This is a genomic window from Myxococcus sp. MH1 (genome assembly GCF_059738865.1).
In genome coordinates this window covers 4,288,928-4,310,044 of record NZ_AP026947.1, presented here as the reverse complement: position 1 = coordinate 4,310,044, position 21,117 = coordinate 4,288,928, and the positions used below count along the sequence as shown (strand labels likewise).

Genomic DNA, 21,117 nt, shown 5'->3' with positions numbered 1-21,117 from the left:
ACGTCCACCTGACCTAACGACTGCACCGCCAGTGACGTACCGCTGCCATGCACTCCAGACCATGGCCCACAGGCAGACAAACGAAAACACGACAATAAAAACAAGTAACCCAACGAGGTCCAGCTCAAGCCCAGCCTTCATGGCCACACCGAACGCACTCGACACATTCATGACACCGCTCCCAGGGAATTAGCCACGTCCCCCACAGCCCGAGCAGACTTTCGGCCAGAGGGGCACGACACAGGAAACAGCCACATCAGACCGACGCCGCAAGTACTTCAGACACGAAATCGCACCTTCACATTGCGTTCTACAATAGCGGCCGTCTTGATCTGATCGGATGGAGCGATCACTACATATAGCGTGCGCCAAGGCACGGACTCCCCCCCGGCCAAAGAGAGCCGATGGCTATCGACGCCAATTGAAACGACAGAGCCCATTTCCTGAATCTGCTGAACGATCTCGAATGCAGCCTTCGCATATTTTCGTCGTTGGACGGCCCCACACTCTCCGGAGACATCAAGCAAATCCGTTAGAAACTCCTCCAACTCTGCCGCCACGTCCTTGACTGCCTCCAAGTCAGAGATGCAGTCGACTCGCATTGAATCAACATCAAAAATCGCATCCAACTCGGCGGCCGTGCTTGCAGCAACAAGTGGGACAGTCTCGTACTTCTCCTTTGCCTCCTCCGCCTTCTTTGCAATAAATTCCGGCGTAATGTCATGCAGCGCGACCCCAAACAACTGTGCAAGTCCCTGCCGCGGATCTGTGCGTAAGTCGTCTACGGACACCTCCAGCGCACTAGCGATCGCAAGGAGCGATTCTTTTCCTGCCCCCTTCCCCCTCTCCACCCGCTGGACCGTTCGGACATTGATCTCCGCAGCTCCAGCGAGGGTTTCTTGGCTCCACGACTTATGTTCCCGCAGGCGCCGGACGTTCTCTGCAATGACCGCGTTCAATTCAATGACCTCGTTCAAGTGGAGTTCTCCTCTTCCGCCCCCTGAATTTCATCTGGGAGGGCTCGCCGCACCACGACAGCAGGGCGACAGAAACCCGACAGCAGCACGCTCCCAGCCCCCAAGCTCGTCGACCTGGGTATCACTGGAGGATGGTTGACCATCCCCACTCCATCTAACTATCGAGAATCACTCAAGAACTACACATCCCCTGCGCCTGGCCTTGAGACCATCAGTCTTGTGCGCACTCGTAACCACATGGAGCCCGCCATCAGCTACTGCCTAACGCGTTGGTGAGCAGGGACAACCAATGGGCACGAAGGTGGGGAGCATCCCTCATTCATCGCGCAGATGAGCCACTCCCGGAAGCCGCACTCATTTAGGGAGGGTGACGCCCTCGCTCGATGCGCCCAGCAACACCGCCTCGGTCATCGCCGGGGTCATCCAACGGTTGAGCGTCTCGCAACTCAAGCGCCACAAGCTGTGCCCTCGTGCGTGGTTCTTCCAGAAGGTCATGCGCCTTCCGGAGCCCACCACGGGGGCTCAGCAGGTCGGCACCGAAGGCCACGCGCAGCTTGAGCACTTCCTGTCCACGGGCGAAGACGTGCTCGGCGCGTTCGCGAAGGCGGGCGCCCATCTCCTGCCGACGCCCGGCGCCGACCTACTCGTAGAACAGCCCCTCGACGGCGCGCCCCCACTAACGGCGGGCGGCATCCCCTTCACCGGGTTCATCGACCTCGTGGACGCGCGGCGTCTCGCTTCCGAGGGCGTGCTGCGCATCACCGACCACAAGTTCACGAGCAACATCGCGAGCAACGCCGCGAGCGCCGAGCAGCTCGCCGACGCCGACACGGAACCCGGGCTCCAGATGGTCGGCTATGGCGCGTGGACACTCGGCCAGGTCGAGCGCTTCCCGGGCCTGCGTGTCCTGGAACTCGAACACATCTACTACCAGACCCGAGGCCAGCGCCTTGCCGCCTCCGTCGTCGCGTCGGTGCCCGTCGAGCACGTCGCGCGCGAGTGGCGGACCAAGGCCGAGCCCCAGGTCGAAGCGATGAAAGCGCACGCGCAAGCCGCCCGCGCTTCCGACGTGCCCGCGAACTACGGCCCCGCCTGCGCCAAGTACGGCGGGTGTCCGTTCATGGCGAAGTGCCTCACTGGAGGAAGCAAGACGATGTCCCTGCGTGACAAGCTGCTCAACAAGTCCGACCTGCCCGCCGTCCTGCCGCCCGACGCGCCCCAGCCCAATCCCGTCCAGGTGGCGCCCGAGGTCGCCGAGCAGCCCGCGCCGAAGCGTCGAGGCCGCCCGCCGAAGCCCGAGCAGGCCGCGGAGGTGGCGCCGTCGGTGCGTCAGCGCAGCGTCCTCTTCGTGGACTGCTTGCCGACCACGTTCGACGGGCCGCCCCCCATGGCGCTCACCGCCTACGTCGACAGGATGCACCGCAAGGTCGCCGAAGCGGGCGGTGTCGACGACGTGCGATTCGCGGGCTCCGACTCCTCACTGGGGTTCGGCAAGTGGCGTGGCGCGCTGGCGATGGCCGTTCGCGCCGAGCCGCCTTGCCCGGGGCACTACTTCGCGCTCGGCCTCGCGCACTCGGAGCTGATGCAGGTCATCGTCGAGGCCCTCGAACCGTCATTCGACGTGGTCGTTCGTGGAACCCGGTAGAGTTCTAGCTCGCCTCCGCAGCGCGACAGTTCCTCCTGAAGCCTGCTTACCCGCCAGCAAGTCCCGACAGTGCACCAAGAGCAGACTTGATCACGTCATAGCCGGCGTTAGTGGAAACCCCGCTCAAGAATTGAGATATCGCACCTCTATTCGTGAGCTTGTCCCCAAGCTGTTGCGTAAGCACGTCGGCAGCAAATTCTACATCCAGCCCCACACGCTTGATCTCCGACTCAATCCGATCCAAGCGTGGCGCGTTCTGGCTCAAGAACGCCGAAACATCCCCCTGAGCAGCCACGAGCTTTTTCACCTCCTCAACAAGAACCAGCAGTTCGTTTGTTGGAGGGCGACTCGGAACAGTAAGCAGAACGTAGGAATGCTTAGCCTCCTCAATGCGGTGATGGACATCAAGGCGAAGATTCGACGCATGCTGTTCGAACATCTGCCCTACGACCATCTCCATGGACATATCCCAGCGCCCTCTTTGCTCAAGTGCCGACTTCAGCGTGAGCTTGCGCCGCCTAAATTCAGTCTTCATCTGCTCATCCAAGCATGATCCAGCAGACTCCCACAGCTCGGCAAATGCTCTCGGCGAAAGCTGCATCGACTCCTGGCGCAACTCCTTCAGAATCCCCACCACCAATCGCTCAACACCCTCAATGTAGATTTGAGCTCCGCTCGTCACATGCGGGCCACTGCCATACCCCCCACGCGCGCGATACGACTCATCGTCATCTCCGATACGCTGACGGGTTGCTTGCTGTTCTTCTCTAAGCCTGACCTGAAAACGTGCACTCAGAAGCTCTCGATAGGACATGAACCCCTCCCCTGTTTGAGGTCAACTCTAGCCTCTAGAACGCCGCAAATGAAACTCCTCCACCGGCTCAACCCGGGTGCGGCGATTTCCGCTGAGCGCCCCGCAACCACTACGCCCTTCGCCCTCGCGAAGCTCGCGGGTGACCGCGCCACCATCGCGAAGGGGCAGCCCGTTGGCTGGTCCCCCGACCTCGCCCGGGTTCTCGGCCTCCCTCGCCGGGACCTCACGCGCGTCTACGGGGACGGCGACTTCGCCACCCTGGAAGCCTCGCTGCGGGCCCCTCCCGAGGTTCGTTGCACCTGCCGGACGCTCGGGAAGCGGTGCCCGTCCTCGTTGCTCCCCATCCAGCGCCTTGCCCTCCTGGAAGCCGCGCGCACGGGTGGCGGGCTCTTCCCCATCGGAGTGGGCCACGGGAAGACGCTGGTCGACCTGCTGCTGCCCCTGGTCATGCCCGGGTGCAAGGTCGCCGTGCTCCTCTTGCCGTCCAACTTGCGCGCGCAGCTCGTCGACGTCGACTGGCACTACTACGGCGGGCACTGGCGCCTGCCCAACCTCGCGGGCGGCAGGTGGTTCCGGCCTGGCCTACCGGTCCTCCACGTCATCACCTACGAGAAGTTCTCCACCCAGGAAGGCACCGACCTCCTGACGCGCATCCGCCCCGACCTCATCGTCTGCGACGAGGCCCACAAGCTGAAGGACCGGAAGAGCGCGCGCACGGGCCGGTTCCTCCGCTATCTGGAACAGCACCCCGAGACGCGCCTCGTGGCCCAGTCGGGCACGCTGGCGACACGAACGGTGAAGGACTACGCCCACCTCGCGGAGTACGCCCTACGCGACAGGAGTCCGCTCCCGCTCAAGCACCACGTCGTCGAGGAGTGGGCCGCGGCGTTGGACCCAGGACATGCCCTTGCGCCTCCTGGAGAGCTGCTCAAGCTCGTCGACCCTGCCGCCCCCTTGGCCCCGCTCGAAGGAGAGAACGAGGCCGAGCGCGAGCGGCGGCGGGTGCGTGACGCCTATCGGCGCTGGCGCAACGCAACCCCGGGCGTCGTGGCCACGGACGAGAGCGCCGTCGGCATGCCGCTGGTCATCCGCACTCGCGACCCGGGGAAGGTGCCCGACGAGCTGCTCGCCCACATTCAAACGGCGCTCGGCGGGCAACGCCCCGACGGCGAGGAGTTCGTCGACGAGCTGCAACGCGTCGTCTGCGCGCGTCAGCTCGCGAGCGGCTTCTTCCACCGCTGGCGATACCCGGCCATTCAGGGAGTGCCGCAGGACCCCGAGCTGATTCTTCGCTGGTTTTCACGCCGACAGGAGTTCAACCGGGAGCTGCGCGAGCGCCTCAAGCGGCCCGCCGAGCACCTCGACTCGCCCGGGCTGCTAGTGCGCGCCGCGATTCGCGCCCACCAGTCCCCGCCCTATGACGGCGACCTGCCCACGTGGCGCGCGGCGTCCTGGCCCGCATGGGGCGAGATTCACAAGCGCGTGGTCCACGTCACGGAGGCCGTGTGGCTGTCCGACTTCATCGTGAAGGACGCGGCGAAGTGGGCGACTCGTAAGGGGCAGCCGGGAATCGTCTGGGTAGAGTTCCCGGAACTGGGCGAGCGGATCGCGAAGGCGGCGGGAGTGCCGTTCTACGGCGGCGGCCCGGAAGCGTCGGCGACCATCATCCGGGAGAGCGGGAAGCGGTCCATCGTCGCGTCGCTGCGCGCCCATGGGACGGGCAAGAACCTGACGATGTTCTCCCGGATGCTGTTCGTGAACCCGCCAGCGGATGGGGCCGCATGGGAACAGGCCATCGGCCGATGCCACCGACAGGGGCAGTTCGCCGACGAAGTCGAGGTGGAGCTGTACCAGCACACGAACGAGCTAGTCGGGGCCTTCCAGAAGGCCCGCGACTTCGCCCGGTTCATCGAACAGACAGAAGGCACTCCGCAGAAGCTGTGCTTCGGCGAGCTACACGTCGAACCACTCATTGGTAGATGGGTGGCGCGGTACCGGTCAGCGGCCCGTTTCCACCCGCCTCCTTTCAAACCGTACGTGCGGTTTTCCCGCATACGGCTTAACGAGAGTGTTGTCGTGCAGCATGCACGGTTTCGGGTAACGAATCGTCCCACGCAATCGGTGGAGCCCCTGTCCCCAGAACCATTCCCGATTCCACTCGTGAGCCTGTCCGGCTCGCAGGTTCCTTCCCCTGCGCTTCACCATGAACTGGTGCAGCCGCCTGCACACGTAGGAGTCGAGCTGATTGAACTTCCGGGCTGCATTCCCGCTGCGGAAGTAGTTGCCCCACCCTCGCAGCACCGGATTCAGGTCGGCGATGATGACTCGCACGTCCTTCACCCCGTACCGCTGACGACTCGTCAGCTCCTTCACCCGGGCCCTCACCCGCTTCATGCTCCGCGCTGACGGCCATCTGTGCAGGTAGTAGCGCTTGAGGCCACGCTCCTCCAGCAGCTTGCCCGACATGCGTTGATGCAGGTGACAGCCCAGGAAGTCGAAGCCTTCCTTGCCCTCGGTGAGTTCCACTCGCCGCGTCTTCTCCGGATGCAGTCGTAGCTTCAGCCTCTCGAAGATGATTCGCACTCTTCGTTCAGCCTCCTCGACAGCTTCGCGGCTTTTGCACAGCACCACGAAGTCATCCGCGTAGCGCACCAGCTCGCCTACCCGCGCGCACTGCCGCTGCCACACGCTGTCGAAGACGTGCAGGTAGATGTTGGAGAGCAACGGAGAAACCACTCCGCCCTGCGGCGTCCCCGAGACCGTCTCGGAGTACCGGCCCTCTTCTACCACTCCCGCACTCAGCCACTGCCTCAGCAGCTTGAGCACCCTGCGGTCCGACACCCGTCGCTCCACCCGCTCCATCAGCAGCTCATGCTCGATGCTGCCGAAGTAATCGCGGATATCCGCGTCGAGCACGTGGCGACATCCGGCATTGACTACCTCCCGGATGCGCTCCAGGGCCTGCAACGCGCTTCGGCGAGGCCGGAAGCCATACGAGGACGGCAGGAAGTCCGCCTCGAATACCGGCTCCAGCACCAACTTCACCGCCATCTGCACGATGCGGTCCTTCACCGTCGGAATGCCCAGCGGCCTTCGCTTCCCGTCCGCCTTGGGGATGTACCGCCTCAGTACCGCGGGCGGCCTGTACGCTCCTGCTCGCAGCACCTCGCCCAGTTCCTCTACCAGCCGCTGCGCGCCGTACCGCTCCACCGCCGCCAGCGTGACTCCATCCACGCCAGCCGCGCCCTTGTTGCGTCGAACCCGCTCCCACGCTTCCCACAGGACGTCACTCCGGTGGACTCGGTCATACAGCGCATGGAAACGGCGCTCCTTGCACCGCTTGGCTGCCACGAAGAGCTTGCGCTGGAGTCGTCGAACTTTGTCGGTGGACTCTGGTCCACCGGGGAGATTGGAGCCGCCGTGGCGGCTCATGCCCTCGCGCTTACCTCCCACCCAAGCACCACTCAAGCAGGGGCCCTTCCCTCCGGGCGCGTTGTCCTGCACGCCCCTCATCGGTACTACGGCCCCCTCGGACTCCCGCTGCACTCCCCTCGCTTTCGCCTTCGGCTTATACGCGGGGCCCTGCCGCGACGACGGCTGCGCAGTCGGGTCTCTCCTGTTCCCCACCACTCCTTGAACACGTGCCGCGCCCCATACCCCGGGGAGTTCCGCTGCTTCACACCCGGACTCGTCCGCAGCGGACCTGGCCTTCACCGTGACATGCTCGGCTCGGCTCTCCCATTGTGTCTCTGTCGAGGCGGCAGGCTTCACTTCATGTTGCGGCCCGTGCTCTTGCTCCCTCCCTGTCGGAGGCTTTTGACGCCCCGCTGTGGCCTGCCGCCTCTCGGCGACCGGCTGGGGCCTGCTACCGGGCACTCCGGTGTCTACCCGGACGGGACTCTCACCCGCAGGTCTGGTGGAGCATGGACGTGCTCCTCTTTCTCGTCCTTCAGGACGCACCATGCGAGTACGACTACTTAGGGAATAGCGAATTCCTAGCACCAACTAAGCCCATGGACATGATTTCCAATCTGGCAAACTCTTCAGATGCGTCCACAAAATCCTGGCGCTGAAAATCAAGCGCTTTGAGAACCTCTTCTCGTTCATCCTCATTCAAGTCATCGCGGACCAGTTCAAATGCTTGCCCTAGTGCGACAACCGCTCGTGACGAAGAGAGAAGTTTAGCGCGAGCTGCCCTGCTCTTGTTCATGCACGTGTTTAAGACCACATCGAGAGATTCTTCGGTCGAGTCGGCCCACTTCTCGCGCGCCTGCTTCTCGTAGTCAGAAAGGAGCTCTCGAACCTTCTTTCTGCGCACTTCACGCTCAACCATCGACATAATTTCCCCCTGGGACTGGCTGACACTAGGCGCCGGATTTGGCTCTGGCTCCTCGGTCGGATGATGGTTCAAGAATCAAGCTCGGTTCAAGTCCCTTCGCGCTACCGAGCCACTCCCAGAATCCGCACGCATTTACGTGGGGTCAGCACACTTCCTCGCTGACTCAACCCAAGCCCAAGGGCCCACGTAACCATGAACAACGCACTGACGAAGATTGCCACCGCCCAGGCCGCCACCGGAGGCCGCTACCCCCGCGCCGGGCGCTACCTGCTCGAAGTCGCCGTCATCCGCATGAAGGAGGGCTTCAAGGGCGACTCGGCCATCGCCGAGCTGAAGGTCCGCGAGTCCGAAGCCCTCCCGGGTAGTGAGTCACCCAGCCGCGTGGGCGAGACGGTCGACTACGTCGAGAACCTCAGCGACCAGAAGAAGGGCGGCGGCGGGCGCTTCAAGTCCTTCCTCATGACGCTGGTGGGTGCCGACGAGCACGAGTTCGCCAACCCGGCCGTCCTGAAGAAGTTCTTCGACGAGCGGCAGGCGGGCACCCACGTCCTGATTCGCTGCGAGGTCTTCCCCAAGCAGCTCCCCGCGAAGGACGGCCACGCCGGCAAGGTCATCACCGGCTTCCGCTGGTCCCACGTCGAGCTGAACGACGAGCAGCTCTCCCAGGTCGAGCAGGCCCGCAAGGGTAGCAAGCTCCCCGCGCTCGCTGACGCCCTGGCCTGATGCCGGGCGGCGACTGACGGCGCGCGCTCCGTCAGCGGATGGCCCACGACACGGGCCGCTCTCCCTCCCACACAAGGCTTCCCGTGAACGTCTGGTCGTTCGACACGGAGACGTGGCTGATTCAGCCCGGCTTGCTTGCGCCCCCTCTCGTCTGCGGGAGCGTCGCGGCACAGGCCCCGGGCACCGAACGGCTACTCGACAAGGCCCAGGCCCGCGCCTTCTTCCGCGAGGCAATCAACGCCCTCGACACACACCTCGTCGGCGCAAACCTCGTCTATGACCTGGGAGTGATGGCGGCGGATGACCCGCGCCTTGTCGCCCCCATCTTCGCGGCGCTCGATGCCGGGCGGCTGCATTGCGTCCAGGTCCGTGAAGCCCTCATCGACATCGCCCGAGGGGTGTACGGCGTCGACCCGTCCACCGGCCGGAAGCTCGACGATGACGAGGGAGCCCGCTACCCGCTCGCGCTCCTCGTCCAGCGCCACCTGGGGCTCGACATCAGCGAGGAGAAGAAGAACCCGAAGGCATGGCGACTGCGCTACGCGGAACTCGACGGCGTCCATGTCGAGCGCTGGCCCCAGGAAGCGGCGGACTACCCGAAGCGCGACGCTCGCTACACGCTCGACGTCTACTTCCGGCAGGAGGCCATCGCGCGCGAGGCTCCCAACGGCGGCAACCTGCATGCCGAGGCCGACCAGATGCGCGCGGCGTTCGCGCTCCACCTCGCTTCCATCTGGGGCATGCGGACGAGCGGCGCGTCGGTGGCCCAGCTCCGTGAGCGCGTCGAGAGGGAGTGGGGCGAGAACCGGGCGAAGTTCCAGGCGGCGGGCATCTACCGCGAGGACGGCACGAAGGACTCGAAGCGCCTCGCGGCGCTCGTGACTGCCGCCTATGACGGGCAGCCTCCTATCACCGCGCCCAGCGACAGGTTCCCCCAGGGCCAGGTCGCGACCGACCGCGACACGTTGATGGGCTCGGGTGACGCGCTCCTCGAAGACCTGGGGAAGAGCGGACGCGTCGACAAGTACAAGTCCACTTACCTGGATGTCGTCGAGGCCGGCACCTCGCACCCCATCAACCCGCGCTTCAACGTGCTGGTGTCCACGACGCGCGTCTCCAGCGACTACCAGCAGCTCCCGCAGAAGGGCGGCATCCGCGAGGTCCACGAGGCCCGCCCCGGCTTCGTCTACTGCTCAGTCGACTACGGCGGGCTTGAGCTTCGCACCATGGCTCAGCGGGCCATCTGGGAACTTGGCTTCTCGAAGATGGCCGACGCCCTGAACAGTGGCCTCGACGTCCACACTCTTGCCGCGGCCGAGTTCCTCGGGGCGAGCTACGACGAGCTGCTCGCCAAGGTGAAGGCGAAGGAACCCGTCGCGGTCGCCTTCCGGCAGCTCGCGAAGATTCTCAACTTCGGTAAGGGCGGCGGCATGACGGGTGGCTCCCTCGTCTACAACGCGCGTGCGAAAGACCGCGTCTCGTTCTGCCTGCTGGCGAAGCGCGCAGACGTCTGCGGTGTCGAGCGCGTCGTCGTGCATGTCCAGCGCAAGCCGAAGATGGTCTGCCGGGCGTGCGTCGAGGTCGCGAAGGAACTGGACACGAAGTGGCTCAACGCGTGGCCCGAGCAGCGCGAGCTACAGCACCGGGCGAAGTCGCGCACCTACGGGGGCGGGTTCGCCGACGTGATGATTCCGGGCGCCAACATCCTGCGCGGGGCATGCGGCTACACCCAGATTCTGAACACGCCGTTCCAGGGCCTGGGGGCCGTCGGGTGCAAGCGGGCCATGTGGCGCGTCAGTCGCGAGATGTACGTCGACCGCAGCTCGCCCCTGTACGGCTCCCGGCTCGTGCTCATGGTCCACGACGAGCTGATTAGCGAGCTGCGCGCCGATGACCCGCAGCGATTGCACGACGCGGCCGAGCGCAAGGCGGAGCTGATGCGGCAGGCGATGCGCGAGGTGACGCCCGACCTGGCACCGTCCATCGAAGCAGAGCCCGCGCTGTCCCGCATCATGTCGAAGGACGTCGCCACGGTGCGCGACAGCTCGGGCCGGCTGCTCATCTGGGAGCCACCCGCGAAGCGCGCGGCATGAACCACGCTCCGAATCCGCACCCATTTAGGAAGCACACGCGCTCTCTGGATGGTGCAACGGATGACCTCAGCTTCCACCGTGCGACAGCTCCTCGTGGCGCTCGACCCCGGGCTTCGCGAATGTGGCGTCGCGCTCTTCGACATGGACTCGGGCGAGCTGCTCGCGGCGGGCATGCCCACCAATGCCGAGCGGAAGGCCCGAGGGCTTCCGGCATGGGCGCGGATGGCCGATGGGGTGTCCGCGTTCGTTTCGTCGTTCCTGGAGCCGTACAGGGCCGCAGGTGAAGTCATCTCCATCACCCTCGCGAGCGAATGCCCCCAGGTCTACACGGCCGGGAAGAGCAAGGGCGACCCGAACGACCTCATCGAACTGGCGGGAGTCGTGGGGCGCGTCGCGGGCTCCCTGAAGGCCACGTCGGAGCGGAGCTACCTGCCGCGCGAGTGGAAGGGCACGCTCGATGCCGACGTGATGATTGAGCGCATCAAGGCACGCCTCGCCGAGCGCCCGCACGAATACCTGCGAGTCCAACTCCCGCGAGCCCAGGACAAGCACCACAACGTTTGGGATGCGATTGGCATCGGCCTGCACGTCGTCGGCCGACTCGCACCCAGGAAAGTCTTTCCGAGGTGAGCGCGCATGGCCTGGCTGTTCATCCCCTCGGAGTTCATCCCCGCCGCGCACTCGAACTCTTCGCTGGCGGCGGCGGGATCGCTCACGGCCTCAAGCTGGCCGTGCCTTCCCTTCGGACTGTTTGTTACGTCGAGCGGGAGGCATACGCAGCGGCCTGCCTCGTGGCCCGGATGGAAAAGGAAGAACTGGATTCGGCTCCTGTCTGGGACGACGTTGGAACCTTCAATGGCATCCCATGGCGTGGCGTCGTGGATTGCGTCAGTGGGGGCTTCCCCTGTCAGGACATCAGCTTTGCTGGCAAGGGTGCTGGCCTCGAAGGCGAGCGCTCTGGCTTGTGGCGCGAGTACGCGCGAATCGTCGCTGAGGTTCGACCCCGCTTTGTCTTCGTCGAGAACGTCGCGGCGCTCCGTTCGAGGGGCCTCGACCGCGTGCTCGCCGACCTTGCCGCCCTCGGGTTCGATGCGGAGTGGATTTGTCTCCGAGCGTCCGACGCCGGGGCTCCCCACAAACGAGAGCGGCTCTTCCTCCTGGCCCACGCCGAACACCGGGGAGAGTTCGAACGGCCATGGGAGACGTGGCGGGAGACCACGCAACGGCCGGCAATCGGGGGCGGACCTGAGCGCGCTCGTGAAGGACTGGCCGACGCCGGGGGCGTGCGACTGGAAGGCCGCGAGCTGCATCGGCCAGCGTCGACGGCAGCTCTCGGAAGCCATCCTGAGCTTCCCTCATGGCCCCCAGGACGCGACGACCTCGAAGGATGGCGCTCCGTCCTCGCCGGGCGCCCGGACGTTGAACCCGCGGTTTGTCGAATGGCTGATGGGCTGGCCCATCGGATCGACCGACTGCGGCTCCTCGGAAACGGCGTCGTGCCCCAGCAAGCGGCACTCGCCTACGGACTCTTGCACGCACGGCTGTTCGGTGCCGCCTTGAGGGACTCGAAATGAAGCAGCCCGAGCAGGTCGAAGTGGGGAACCCTCCCGAGTTCCTGACGGTCGACGAGGCCGCAGCTCTCCTCCGAGTGAACCGGAAGACGCTCTACGAGGCGATTCGCCTGGGGCAAGTGCCGGGCGTTGTTCGCATCGGCAAGGCCCTGCGCATCCGGCATGTCGTGTTGGTAGATTCCACGGCCGGTAAGGGCCGTGATTCTGCGCTTGAGAGTCGACGATGAGCGCCAGGTTGCGGAAGTGGACGACGAAGGAAGGGAAGTCAGAGGAGGCGTGGCAAGTGGACTTCGTTTTTCAGCACGCGGACGGACGGAAACAGCGAGTCGTGAAGTTCTCGCCCGTTCAGACCCGTCGAGGTGCTGAAGCCTACGAACGCGAGCTGCGAGCCGCCCTCCTCGATGGGTCCTTCGGGAAGGAGAAGAAGAGCGAGGAAGCCCCCCTCACGCTGGCGAAGTTCACCCAGCGATTCCTCACCTACAGCGAGAACAACAACAAGCACTCCAGCGTCGTGAGCAAGCGGCAGATCTTGGACGACCACCTCATTCCGTTCTTCGGGGAGATGGCACTCGACGCCATCGGCCCGGCCGAAATCGAGGACTTCAAGGCCGCCATGAAGAAGAAGCCTCGACGGCTCAGCGGACATTCGGAAGCGCCCTCCAAGCGCGCTCTCCGTAGGCGCAAGGTCCGCACGCCGAAGCCTCTGAGCCTGAAGACCATCAACAACGCCCTGGCCGTCCTCAGCAAGCTCCTCAACCTCGCCAAAGAGCAGAACGTCCTGGCCCACACCCCAGACGTGAAGCTCTTCAAGGTCGCGAAGCCCGACTACGACTTCCTCACCTTCGAGGAGGTGGAGCAGCTCCTCGATGCGGCCACGCCCCAAGAGATGGCCCTCCTGACGACGGCGCTCAAGACGGGCCTACGGCAGGGGGAACTCATCGGGCTCCAGTGGTCGGACGTCGACCTCGTCCGCGCCAAGCTCCACGTCAAGCGGACCATCTGGCGCGGTGTCGAGGGCACTCCCAAGGGAGGCAGCACCCGGACGGTGGACCTGCCTCTGTCCGTCGTGGACGCTCTCAAGGCCCACCGGCACCTCCGAGGCCCCTTCGTCTTCTGCCAGGAGAACGGAGAGCACCTCACGCCGGGGATGATGGACCACCTGCTCATCACCACGCTGAAGCGGGCGGGCATCACGCGGGAGAAGGGGACCATCGGTTGGCACGACCTGCGCCATACCTACGGCAGCCACCTCGCGATGAGGGGCATCCCCATGAAGGTCATCCAGGAGCTGATGGGGCACGCCACGCTCGACATGACGATGCGGTACGCCCATCTGAGTCCGGACACCCGACGGGATGCAGTGCGAGTCCTCGACGGGCCCGTGATGCCGCGTGCGACATACGTGCAACATGAGGAGGAGGCCACGGCCTAGAAATGAAAAAGCCCCCAAGTCCTAGGGACTTGGAGGCTCTTTCGGGTTGCCCAGGGCGGGATTCGAACCCGCACACCTTTCGGCGCCACCCCCTCAAGATGGTGTGTCTACCAGTTCCACCACCTGGGCGTTGCTGCGCGGACCATCTACAGGACCGCTTCGGATCACGCAACGAGTTTCTAACCGCTGCGTGCTCCGATTTGTTTCAACCCGCTCCTCAGGGAGCCGGGGTCGGCGCGGGGGCCTGCTGGCCCTCGGCCGGAGCCGCCTCACCGCGCGGCTGCTCCACCGTCCCAGGGGCCGCCTGCTGACCCGCCGGAGACGACGTCTCACCCGCCGCAGGAGCCGGCGCCGCGGGAGCCGCCGGGGCGGGCGCCGCGATGGAACCACCCGCCGCCACCGAGGACTTCAGGCCGACGAAGGACAGGCCCAGCGACGTGAAGAAGAACATCGCCGCGCACACGCCGGTGAGCTTGCTCAGGAAGGTCACCGCGCCACGACCACCGAAGGCACTCGTGGCCGCGCCGCCGCCGAGGGCCGAGCCCATGCCAGCGTCCTTACCCGGCTGCAGCAGGATGACGAAGATCATGAACACGCACACGAGGACGTGCACGATCGTGACGAAGGTCAGCATGTGGAGTTTTCCGAACGTTCCGTGAAAAGAGGGCGCACCTTATTGCAGAAAACAGTGCGCCGATAGCACCAAATCGCGCGCCCTACCCTACCGGGCCGCCTGGATGATGGCCGCGAAATCGCCGACCTTCAGGCTCGCCCCCCCCACCAACGCCCCGTCCACGTCCGGCTGCCCCAGCAATTCCGCGGCGTTATCCGGCTTCACACTGCCGCCGTACTGGATGCGCACCTGGGCGGCCGTCTGTTCGCCGTACAGCCGGCCCACCAGCGCCCGGATGGCCGCGTGGACCTCCTGCGCCTGCGCCGACGTCGCGTTGCGCCCCGTCCCAATCGCCCACACCGGCTCGTACGCCAGCACGAAGCCCGCCACGTCCTTCGCCTCGAAGCCCTCCAGCCCTCCCCGGACCTGACGCTCCACCACCTCCAACGTCCGGTTCGCCTCGCGCTCCGCCAGCGTCTCGCCCACGCAGAGGATGGGCGTCATCTTCGCGGCCAGCACCGCCTTGGCCTTCTTGTTCACCGTCTCGTCCGTCTCGCCGAACAGCTGCCGGCGCTCCGAGTGCCCCACGATGACGTAGGCACACCCGAGCTCCGCCAGCATCGGCGCGGACACCTCGCCGGTGAACGCACCCGACGACTCCCAGTGGCAGTTCTGCGCCGCCAGTTGCAACGGCGCGCCCTCCAGCGCGACGTGCACCGCCTGCAGCGCCAGGTACGTCGGCGCCACCACCACCTCCACCACATCCCCCACGGAGGTCACCGCCCCCCGCAGCTCACGGACCAGCGCCAGGGCCTCCGGCACCGTCTTGTTCATCTTCCAGTTGCCGGCGACGATCTTCCGACGTCGAGACGAGACGGCCATGTGTCACTCCCCCAGCGCTGTGGATGTGGTGGTGCTGCTGCTTGGGCGCGACGGAGACTACCGCGTCTCCAGCGCCTTGATGCCCGGAAGCTCGCGGCCTTCCAGGAACTCCAACGAGGCCCCGCCGCCCGTGGACACGTGGCTGAGCTGCTCCGCCAGCCCCATCTGCTCCACGGCCGCCGCGCTGTCCCCGCCGCCAATCACGGTGATGGCCTGCTTGTTGTTCGCCATGGCCGTGCCCACCGAGCGCGTGCCCTCGGCGAACTTCGCCACCTCGAACAAGCCCATGGGCCCGTTCCACACCACCGTGCGCGCGTCGCGGATGTGCTGCGTGAACAGCGAGCGCGTCTTCGGACCGATGTCCAGGCCCATCATGTCCTTGGGCACCGCGTTGTCCGGCGTCTCCTGCGCGGAGCTCTTCTCCGTCGGCTCGGTGCCGACGATGTGGTCCACCGGGAGGACGATGGGCGTCTTCAGCCGGTGCGCCGCCTCGAGCAGGCGCGTGGCCAAGGACAGCTTGTCCTCCTCGACGCGGGACTTGCCCACCTCCACGCCCTGCGCCTTCAGGAACGTGTACGCCATCGCCCCGCCCACCAGGAGCGCGTCCACCTTGGGCAGCAGGTTCTCGATGACCTTGATCTTGTCGCTCACCTTCGAGCCACCCAGGATGGCCACGAAGGGCTTCTCCGGCGTCTTCAGCACGCGGCCCAGGTACTCGATCTCCTTCTTCATCAGGAGGCCCGCCGCCTTCTCCTTCACGAAGGGCACCATGCCCGCCGTGGAGGCGTGGGCGCGGTGCGCGGTGCCGAAGGCGTCGTTGACGTAGACGTCCGCCAGCGCGGCCAGCTCGCGCGCGAAGGCCTCGTCGTTGGCCTCCTCCTCCTTGTGGAAGCGCAGGTTCTCCAGCACCACCACCTGCCCCTCCTTCAGCTCCTTCACCTGCTTCTTCACGCCGTCGCCCACGCAGTCATCCGTGAGGATGACCTCGTGCTTGCCGCCGAGCAGGTCGGCCAGCCGCACGGCGACCGGCTCGAGCGACAGCTTGGGGTCCGGTCCCTTCGGACGTCCCAGGTGGGAGGCCAGGATGACCTTGCCGCCCAATTCCAGCGCGCGGCGGATGGTGGGCAGCGCCTCACGGATGCGGGTGTCGTCCGTCACCTTCCGGCCGTCGAGCGGGACGTTGAAGTCCACGCGGATGAAGGTGCGCTTGCCCGTGAGTTGCAGCTCGTCGATGTAGCGGATCATCTTGGCTCTCCCTGGACCGGAAACGGACTACACGCCCTTCGACACGAGGAACTTCGCCGTGTCGACCATGCGGTTGGAGAAGCCCCACTCGTTGTCGTACCAGGCCATGACCTTCAGCATGTTGTCGCCCATCACGAAGCAGTTGGTGGAGTCGAAGATGGCCGAGTGCGGGTTGCCGTTGTAGTCCACCGACACCGTCTGCGCGTCGCTGAACTCCAGGATGCCCTTGAGCGGACCGGCGGCGGCGGCGCGGTAGGCCTCCACCACGGCCTCCTGGGTGATCTTCTTCTCGGTGTTCACCGTCAGGTCCACCAGGGACACGTTCGGCGTGGGGACGCGGACGGCCAGGCCGTGCATCTTGCCCTTGAGCTGCGGAATCACCTCGCCGATGGCCTTCGCGGCGCCGGTGCTGGTGGGAATCATGGAGAGCGCGGCGGCGCGGGCGCGGCGCATGTCCTCGTGCGTGAGGTCCAGGATGCGCTGGTCGTTGGTGTAGCTGTGCACCGTCGTCATCAGGCCCTTCTCGATGCCGAAGTTGTCCACCAGCACCTTGGCGATGGGCGCCAGGCAGTTGGTGGTGCACGAGGCGTTGGAGATGATGTGGTGCTTGGACGCGTCGTACTCGCCGTGGTTGATGCCGTAGGCGATGGTCAGGTCCGGGCCCTTGGCCGGCGCGGAGATGAGGACCTTCTTGGCGCCCGCCTTCAGGTGCTTCTCGGCGCCCTCGCGGCCGGTGAAGCGGCCGGTGCACTCGAGCACCACGTCCACGTTCAGGCTCTTCCAGGGCAGCGCCGTGGGGTCCTTCTCCGCGGTGACGATGATCTCCTTGCCGTCCACCACGATGCCCTTGTCCGTCGCCTTCACCTCACCCGGCCAGGTGCGGTGCACGGAGTCGTACTTGAACAGGTGCGCCAGGGCGGCGGGCTTGTCCAGGTCGTTGATGGCGACGATCTCCAGGTCTTCCTTGCGGCTGAGCGCGGCGCGGAGGATGCAGCGACCGATGCGTCCAAACCCGTTGATGGCGATGCGAGTGGCCATGTGCGTGTCTCCTTAGAAGAGGTGGGCGCGAAAGGCGCGCCCACGAACGGTTTTCACGTCAGAAAACGAGGGCCGCCGACCGTAGGCACGCGGCCCCGCTGAGTCAACGCTTCAGGTCGCTCGTGCGACGGCGCGCGCGTCGAAGCTGAACAATCACCCCGACCAACAGCCACAGCCCCGCGCCCGTTCCCCCGCCGGCCCCGCAGCCGCAGCCCGAGTCGCCCAGCGGATGGTAGAACTGCGGCAGCACGTCCAGGACGATGGGCTCGGGGGGCTCGGGAGGCTCGGGCTCCTCGGGAGGATGCGGGTCCACCCCGCGCGGCGCCACGCACCCGCTCAACAGGCCGGGCCCCGTCTCGCCGGAATCCCCGACGGGCGGCGAGCCCGGCGCGGGGAAGCCCGCGCGCACCAGGAACGCGGACAACAGCCGCGCCCGCGCCGCCCGGTCCACCACCGCCTCGAAGGGGACCCCCAACAGCAGCACCTGCCCCGCGGGCATGGAGAACACGCCCGCCCCCAGCTCCGTCCCCGCGTACCGCACCACCGCCGAGCCGCCCGAGGCCGGGATGAGCAAATCGGTGGACCCCACCGGATAGGCGCCCCGGGTGCCGTCGTCCAGGGCCACGCCCGTCCAATCCGCCAGGAAGTCTCCCGGCACGCCCTCCACGCTCCGAGGCGGCGCGCCGGTCCCCACCGAGGCCCGGAGGATGTCCGTGAGGAAGGCCTTGTCGTCCGCGTCCCCCACCGACAGCGCGGACGCCACCTGGCTGCCCGACAGCAGCAGATGTCCACCGCCCATCACATACGCGCGCAGCGTGTCCTGTTCGGCGCGCGTCAGTCCGGCGCCGGCAGCGCCACCCCGCCCGGTGAACCAGTCCACCACCCGGTAGCCCGCTCCGACGGACACCAGCCCCGCCGCCACCGCCCCGCTCGTCGCGCTGTCGAAGGCCACGCCCGACTGGCTCATCGCGTCCCCGTGGCGGCGCACGTACGTGCCGTCGTTCATCGTCTCCAGGAGCACCCGCAGCGGGGCCTCCAGGCCATACGCGTCCAGCGCCTCGCCGCACGCCAGCGCGGAGTCCAGCCGCTCGAAGGCGTTGACCACCAGCGCCGGGGGCGCGTCCCCCGAGCGCACGCCGACGATGGCGGACGGGAAGCCCTCGCCGCCCGCGCTCACCGCCGCGACGCGGAAGTAGCGCGAGACGCCCGCCGCCAGCGGCACGCTCAGGCTCGTCCCGGACACCTCGGTGCCGTCGTCCCAGGCCTGGCCGTCCTCGCTCTGGTAGACGCGGTACGCGCTGGGCGCATCGCGCCCCTCCTCGTCCGGGTTGGCCTGGGGCGCGGCCCAGCGCACCTCCACCGTGCCGGCCGAGACGTTGCGCGCCACCACCGCGTCGGGGGCCTCGGGCGGCAGCGTCACCGCCACGCCGTCCCGCGCGGCGTAGTACTTGATGAGGCCCTGGAGGATGGCGCGCGCGGCGACGCGGCGGAACGCCGGCTCCTTCAGCCGGTTCGAGTCCGCCACCGCGTCGTGGTAGGCGATCTCCAGCAGCACCGACGGCATCTCCGGGTTGTGCGTGGGGTTGACCTCGCCCAGGTTCGCCGAGCGCAGGCTGCGCACGCGCCACGACGGGTCGACCTCGCGCTTGAGGTCCGCGCCCAGCTCGTCCAACAGCGCCCGCCCCAGCACGTCGCTGCCGGGCACGCCGGTGAAGTTGAGCGTGCCGTCCACCGGGTTCGGCCCGTAGACATAGGCCTCGGTGCCCACCACGTTGCCGGTGGTGGAGGCGTTGGTGTGCCAGGCCACGTACACCGCGTCCTCCCCCTCCTCGTGCAGCCACGCGGCGAAGCGCGCGCGGGCCGTCACGTCCGCGTTGCGCTCGTTGGCGATGGCGTTGGCCCCGGTGGGCGCGTACACCGTCGCGGGCGCGCCGCTGAACTGCACGTGGTAGCGCGCGGCCTCCTCGTAGCGGGGACGCGACAGCGCGGCCATCTGCGCGTCGCCGATGACGCCCGAGCCTCCGCCGAAGCGCACCGCGTCCACCGACACCGTGGCGCCCTCCTCCGCGTCGTTCATCAGCACCACCGCAGCGCGCTCCGGCCCCGCGTTCGCCTTGAAGAAGAAGCGGCCCAGGAGCACCCACGTCCCGCCGTGGCGGCGCTGGTTGACGCGGAAGTGGCTCTCGCCGCCCGCGTGGCGCACGACGTAGTGCGCGTTCTCGGTGCGCGTGGGCGCGGCGCCATAGGAGACGTACACGTGGTAGTTGCCGTCCGCGGGCACCACGGGAGCCCACGTGGCCGTGGCCGTGGACGTCTGCGTGGTGAGCAGCTCCCGCGTGGTGCCCTGCGTGAAGGGCTCCACGCCGTTGCCCATGGGGAAGGCAGGCGTCGCCCAACCCTTCTGCTCCGTCGCGCGGAACAGCCCCGTGTCCCCCTCCTCCGAGTAGCCCGGGCCACCGTCGTCCACGATGACCATGCGCGAGTTCAGGTCCGCCTCGCGCACCGGCACCACCGTGGCGCCCGCGCCCATCAACATGGGCAACAGGTACTGGTTCACCACCTCCGCGGAGATGAGGTCCTCCACCACCGCCCACGTGTTGGGCCGCTGCGTGGCCCAGCGCGACAGCGTGGGCGCCCGGTAGAAGCCGTGGCCGGGGCTCAGGTAGATGACCTTCCCGGACAGCGCGCCCGCCCGCGTCCGCGTCTGGGGCACCCCCGCGAGCGAGGCCTTCGTCGTGCCATCCCGCTGCTCGCGCCGCACCACGGGGGCGTCGGAGGCGCTCAGCTTCCTCGACTCGTGCGCGCGGCGGGTCGGCGCCGGCAGGTACACCGCGTCCGGGGGCTCCAGTCCACAGGCGCCCACTTCGCCCTCGTGGGTGTGCACGGGGGCCTGGGCGGCGGCGAGGGTGGAGGTCAACAGGAGGGCCAGCAGCACGCCACCTGGACGCGCCCGGAAGAAGTCGGTGCTCATGGCGGCCGACCTTACCCATTCACATCTCCACGGCAATCGGACCCGTGAGTGCTAGCCTGCCCGTCCCTTCAGGTTCCGATGACCGTACCTGCCCGGCCACCTCCCACCTTCCCTCCCCGTCGCGGCTCGGGGTTCCTCGCCTCGTTCGGCCATGCCTGGGCGGGCCTCATCCACACCGTCGTGCACCAGCGCAACATGCGCCTGCACCTCATCTCCGCCGTGCTGGTGGGGCTGGTGGGCAGCGGCATCCCCCTGGGGCTCGCCGAGAAGGTCACTCTCATCTTCTGCGTGCTGCTCATCTTCTTCGCGGAAATCCTGAACAGCGCGCTGGAGCACCTGGTGGACCTGGCCGTCCAGCAGTTCGACGAGAAGGCCCGGCTCACCAAGGACGCGGCCGCCGCGGGCGTGCTGGTGCTCGCGCTGGGCACGGTGGTCATCTTCGCGGCCATCCTCGTGCACAACTGGGAGACGGTGCGCACGAGCACCGACGCCATCGTCCGCCAGGTGGCGCTCGGCCTGCCCCTGACGGCGTGCGTGGTGGTGCTGGTGCTGCCGCAGCGAAGGCCCGTCGGCGTGGACGTGGGCGCCTTCGTGGCGGGCGGCGTGCTGCTCGCATTCCTGGCCCAGTACACGGCCAGCACCGTGTTCACCGCGATGACGGCGGGGCTGCTCTTCGTCGCGGGCTCGGCGGCCTACACCCGCCGACGCGAAGCGGGCTCTCCAGGGGCGCCAGCGGGCGATTCGGCGGTCAACCGGACATAAAAAAACCGGCTG

General features: G+C 66.9%; 17 protein-coding genes, 1 tRNA gene and 1 pseudogene. 9 read left to right on the top strand and 10 right to left on the bottom strand.

Going from position 1 to position 21,117, the window contains the following annotated elements:
* Nucleotides 1–278: 278 nt before the first annotated feature.
* Nucleotides 279–977: a helix-turn-helix domain-containing protein gene (locus tag AC6JA9_RS17295; RefSeq protein ID WP_497960180.1), complete on the bottom strand. Its 699-nt coding sequence runs from the start codon at nt 975–977 to the stop codon at nt 279–281.
* Nucleotides 978–1,344: 367 nt separating this feature from the next.
* On the opposite strand from AC6JA9_RS17295, the gene AC6JA9_RS17290 reads away from it, so the two are divergent.
* On the top strand, nt 1,345–2,622 hold the full coding sequence (locus tag AC6JA9_RS17290) for a PD-(D/E)XK nuclease family protein (RefSeq protein WP_497960179.1): 1,278 nt from the start codon (nt 1,345–1,347) through the stop codon (nt 2,620–2,622).
* Between the two features lie 46 nt (nt 2,623–2,668).
* On the opposite strand, the gene AC6JA9_RS17285 is transcribed toward AC6JA9_RS17290, so the two are convergent.
* Nucleotides 2,669–3,436 (bottom strand): hypothetical protein, encoded by a 768-nt coding sequence (locus tag AC6JA9_RS17285; protein WP_497960178.1) that lies wholly within the window; start codon nt 3,434–3,436, stop codon nt 2,669–2,671.
* A 48-nt stretch (nt 3,437–3,484) separates the two neighbouring features.
* On the opposite strand from AC6JA9_RS17285, the pseudogene AC6JA9_RS17280 reads away from it, so the two are divergent.
* A pseudogene (locus tag AC6JA9_RS17280) lies at nt 3,485–5,380 on the top strand (helicase); the annotation flags it as partial.
* 54 nt (nt 5,381–5,434) lie between these two features.
* Here AC6JA9_RS17280 and ltrA read toward each other — a convergent pair.
* Both ltrA and AC6JA9_RS17270 read right to left on the bottom strand, forming a co-directional pair.
* Nucleotides 5,435–6,868 (bottom strand): group II intron reverse transcriptase/maturase, encoded by a 1,434-nt coding sequence (ltrA, locus tag AC6JA9_RS17275; protein ID WP_408888341.1) that lies wholly within the window; start codon nt 6,866–6,868, stop codon nt 5,435–5,437.
* A gap of 541 nt (nt 6,869–7,409) precedes the next feature.
* Entirely contained in the window at nt 7,410–7,769 is a 360-nt protein-coding gene (locus AC6JA9_RS17270; RefSeq protein ID WP_497960177.1) for a hypothetical protein, read from the bottom strand.
* Nucleotides 7,770–7,967: 198 nt separating this feature from the next.
* Between AC6JA9_RS17270 and AC6JA9_RS17265 the strand changes: the two genes are divergently transcribed.
* The 6 genes from AC6JA9_RS17265 (at nt 7,968) to AC6JA9_RS17240 (ending at nt 13,594) form a co-directional block, all read left to right on the top strand.
* A complete protein-coding gene (locus AC6JA9_RS17265; protein ID WP_497960175.1) occupies nt 7,968–8,498 on the top strand; it encodes a hypothetical protein in 531 nt (176 codons plus the stop codon).
* A gap of 83 nt (nt 8,499–8,581) precedes the next feature.
* The gene (locus AC6JA9_RS17260; protein WP_497960174.1) at nt 8,582–10,591 is read left to right on the top strand and encodes a DNA polymerase; all 2,010 of its coding nucleotides are present in this window, start codon (nt 8,582–8,584) and stop codon (nt 10,589–10,591) included.
* 93 nt (nt 10,592–10,684) lie between these two features.
* Nucleotides 10,685–11,221 (top strand): hypothetical protein, encoded by a 537-nt coding sequence (locus tag AC6JA9_RS17255; protein WP_497960173.1) that lies wholly within the window; start codon nt 10,685–10,687, stop codon nt 11,219–11,221.
* The gene (locus AC6JA9_RS17250) at nt 11,218–12,165 is read left to right on the top strand and encodes a DNA cytosine methyltransferase (RefSeq protein WP_497960172.1); all 948 of its coding nucleotides are present in this window, start codon (nt 11,218–11,220) and stop codon (nt 12,163–12,165) included. Before AC6JA9_RS17255 ends, AC6JA9_RS17250 begins: the two co-directional genes overlap by 4 nt.
* On the top strand, nt 12,162–12,389 hold the full coding sequence (locus AC6JA9_RS17245; RefSeq protein WP_497960170.1) for a helix-turn-helix domain-containing protein: 228 nt from the start codon (nt 12,162–12,164) through the stop codon (nt 12,387–12,389). Before AC6JA9_RS17250 ends, AC6JA9_RS17245 begins: the two co-directional genes overlap by 4 nt.
* Before the next feature lie 8 nt (nt 12,390–12,397).
* Nucleotides 12,398–13,594 carry a tyrosine-type recombinase/integrase gene (locus AC6JA9_RS17240; protein ID WP_497960169.1) on the top strand — a complete coding sequence of 399 codons (1,197 nt, stop codon included), beginning with the start codon at nt 12,398–12,400 and terminating at the stop codon, nt 13,592–13,594.
* Between the two features lie 47 nt (nt 13,595–13,641).
* On the opposite strand, the gene AC6JA9_RS17235 is transcribed toward AC6JA9_RS17240, so the two are convergent.
* The 6 genes from AC6JA9_RS17235 to AC6JA9_RS17210 form a co-directional block, all read right to left on the bottom strand.
* A tRNA-Leu gene (locus tag AC6JA9_RS17235) sits at nt 13,642–13,723 on the bottom strand.
* A gap of 88 nt (nt 13,724–13,811) precedes the next feature.
* Nucleotides 13,812–14,228: a preprotein translocase subunit SecG gene (secG, locus tag AC6JA9_RS17230; RefSeq protein WP_046713064.1), complete on the bottom strand. Its 417-nt coding sequence runs from the start codon at nt 14,226–14,228 to the stop codon at nt 13,812–13,814.
* 87 nt (nt 14,229–14,315) lie between these two features.
* On the bottom strand, nt 14,316–15,089 hold the full coding sequence (tpiA, locus tag AC6JA9_RS17225; RefSeq protein WP_046713063.1) for a triose-phosphate isomerase: 774 nt from the start codon (nt 15,087–15,089) through the stop codon (nt 14,316–14,318).
* A 57-nt stretch (nt 15,090–15,146) separates the two neighbouring features.
* Nucleotides 15,147–16,334 carry a phosphoglycerate kinase gene (locus AC6JA9_RS17220; RefSeq protein ID WP_223746901.1) on the bottom strand — a complete coding sequence of 396 codons (1,188 nt, stop codon included), beginning with the start codon at nt 16,332–16,334 and terminating at the stop codon, nt 15,147–15,149.
* A 27-nt stretch (nt 16,335–16,361) separates the two neighbouring features.
* Nucleotides 16,362–17,372, bottom strand: a complete 1,011-nt coding sequence (gap, locus tag AC6JA9_RS17215; protein ID WP_141323170.1) for a type I glyceraldehyde-3-phosphate dehydrogenase — start codon at nt 17,370–17,372, stop codon at nt 16,362–16,364.
* 103 nt (nt 17,373–17,475) lie between these two features.
* Nucleotides 17,476–20,343, bottom strand: a complete 2,868-nt coding sequence (locus tag AC6JA9_RS17210) for a golvesin C-terminal-like domain-containing protein (RefSeq protein ID WP_497960167.1) — start codon at nt 20,341–20,343, stop codon at nt 17,476–17,478.
* A gap of 78 nt (nt 20,344–20,421) precedes the next feature.
* On the opposite strand from AC6JA9_RS17210, the gene AC6JA9_RS17205 reads away from it, so the two are divergent.
* A complete protein-coding gene (locus AC6JA9_RS17205) occupies nt 20,422–21,105 on the top strand; it encodes a diacylglycerol kinase family protein (RefSeq protein ID WP_483577677.1) in 684 nt (227 codons plus the stop codon).
* Nucleotides 21,106–21,117: the final 12 nt, after the last annotated feature.